A 2,160-nucleotide genomic window follows, 5' to 3' on the forward strand; every position below is an offset into this window, starting at 1 on the left:
CGAGTAAAGAAAAGTGACACCTCCATGTGCCCAAGAGCCCGACGCCACTCCGCCTTTAGGCCCTGCAACCCTAAATCATTCCCATAAAAAACCTATAACTAGGCAAACTCCAATTCATGAATCTCTCTCTACCCGCCCGCTCGTAAAGAAGAGTAACCAAAGGAAAGCGATCCTTGCAGGAGGCTGGCGTGTAGGGCTTGGTGGCTTGCGGATTCGTGGTGGGTGGGGTGGCTCCGGATTGGATGGCCTGGTTCTCGGCAATCGGGCGGTCGTCGATCTCTTCTATATCCGGTAGTACGGGCGCGGACTGTTGTGACGCGGAGCGATGCCATGGATGCGAAATTACGCGGCCGGCTGCATGGGTTTCGGCTGGTGCTGACGGGCCGGCCCGGCTTGGCCGGGCGCGTGCTGCTGTTTGCGCTGCTGGGCTTTGCTGCGGGCGATCTGCCCGTCCTGGTGCATGGTGCCCAGACCAGCTGGGTATGGAGCTGTTGCAGCGCGATCGCCTGTGGCGCCGCCAGGTATGCCGCTGCGGCCTGGCGGCTTCACCGTTGCGTGCGCGGGACGATGCTGTTCTGCATCGTGGTGACCAGCGCGGGGACGGCGCTGGATTTCTCGCGGGTGCCGCCGGAGGCGATTCTCTACCTGTGCGGCGCAGGCCAGTCCGCGGGGTTCGGCTGGGACCAGCTGCTTGGCCACCTGCGCTGGTTCCCGGTGACCATGATGGCGATGCTGGCCCTGATCGTTTTCCGGCGTGGCGGTGTTCCGCGTGGCGCCCGGCGCGGCAGGACGGGGGCGGCATTGCTGGCGGCGTTGCGCATCGCGTTGGAGTTCGGCGCCATGTCGGTCCTGATGGCGCTGGGCATGTCCGCGATGGAGAAGCTCGCGCTGGGCCTGGGCGTGCCTTGGGTTGCCAACGGCATGGTCTGCGCCATGCTGACCGGCATGCTGGCATTCCTGCTGTTGAGCAACTGGGTTGCCGAGACCCTGGCGCTGGGCGCGGCCCGCGCGCGAGCCCTGAGGTCCGGATGAAAAAGAGCCCCGCATGAGGGCTCGCAGCGGGTGGGAGCGGCGGTGCGCCGCTCAACACGCAATGTTCAAATGCTCAACGCTGGTAGGCCGGCGGCAGGAAGCCCGCGAAACGCTGCTGCGTGGTGGCCTTGAATTCCGGCGACTGGTAGGCCTCGCGGATGTCCTTGACGAAGGGCTTGCCGGTGTCGGCGGTGCGCACGGCGACCAGGTTCATGTAGTAGTCGGGGATCTTCTCCAGGCTCAGCGCTTCGGTCAGCTTGAGACCGGAGGAGAGCGCGAAGTTGCCGTTGACGAAGGCGTAGTCCACGTCGTCGAGCGAGCGCGGCAATTGCGCGGCTTCGAGCTGGATCAGCTTGAGCTTGTGCGGGTTGCCTTCGATATCGCGCTCGCTGGCGCGGATGGGATCGGTGCCGGTCTTCAGCGTGATCCAGCCGATCTGCTGCAGCATGGCGATGGCGCGCGCCAGGTTGGAAGGATCGTTGGGCAGCGACACCGAAGCGCCCGGCTTCACCTCGGTCAGCGCTTTGTGCTTGCGGCTATAGATGCCGATGGGGGCGGTGGGCACCTGGATCACTTCGGACAATTGCAGCTTGCGGTCGCCGGAGAACTTCTTCAGATAGGCCACATGCTGGAAGGCATTGGCGTCGATGGCGCCATCGGCCAGCGCCAGGTTGGGCTGCACGTAATCGCTGAACTCGATGATGGTGACCTTGTAGCCCTTCTTTTCCAGCAGGGGTTTGATGCCGTAGCGGATCTGGTCGGAATACGGGCCGGCGGTGGCGCCGAAGCGGATTTCCTTCTTGTCCGGATCGGCGGCGCCGGCGGTCTGGATAACGCCGAGCGCAAGGACGGCGGCAATCAGTCGAATCCCGAAACCCATTTTCATCAAAGCTCCCCTTATTCGTTTGTGTGCATCGTTGCTGCCGGCATGGCGGCAGATGAGGAGGTCATTGTAGGGAAGTTGATACGTTCAAGGAACGAGTAAAAATGCATGGTCTTATAACGCAGTCGCATAAAACGAGGGAGGCGGGCGGCGGCCATTGCGTCGCGGTATATGCATATGGCAATTGCGTCGTTGCGGGATAACCCGTATTGCCGCTAAGATTGAATCGTCTCCTCCATTCCCGC

The 2,160-nt window shown here is 62.8% G+C and carries 2 protein-coding genes; one reads left to right on the plus strand and one right to left on the minus strand.

The window, feature by feature from the left end:
- Positions 1–330: 330 nt before the first annotated feature.
- The gene (locus P3W85_RS14050; protein WP_017227973.1) at positions 331–1,032 is read left to right on the plus strand and encodes a hypothetical protein; all 702 of its coding nucleotides are present in this window, start codon (positions 331–333) and stop codon (positions 1,030–1,032) included.
- 73 nt (positions 1,033–1,105) lie between these two features.
- Here P3W85_RS14050 and P3W85_RS14055 read toward each other — a convergent pair whose 3' ends face one another.
- Positions 1,106–1,918, minus strand: a complete 813-nt coding sequence (locus P3W85_RS14055) for a MetQ/NlpA family ABC transporter substrate-binding protein (RefSeq protein ID WP_276265232.1) — start codon at positions 1,916–1,918, stop codon at positions 1,106–1,108.
- Between the last annotated feature and the right edge of the window lie 242 nt (positions 1,919–2,160).

This window comes from Cupriavidus basilensis, from assembly GCF_029335485.1.
Taxonomy (GTDB): domain Bacteria; phylum Pseudomonadota; class Gammaproteobacteria; order Burkholderiales; family Burkholderiaceae; genus Cupriavidus; species Cupriavidus basilensis_E.

Bases quoted from the DNA above. Each gene is read 5' to 3' on its own strand.
- P3W85_RS14050 (WP_017227973.1), top strand. From the start codon at position 331: ATGGATGCGAAATTACGCGGCCGGCTGCATGGGTTTCGGCTGGTGCTG.
- P3W85_RS14055 (WP_276265232.1), bottom strand. From the start codon at position 1,918: ATGAAAATGGGTTTCGGGATTCGACTGATTGCCGCCGTCCTTGCGCTC.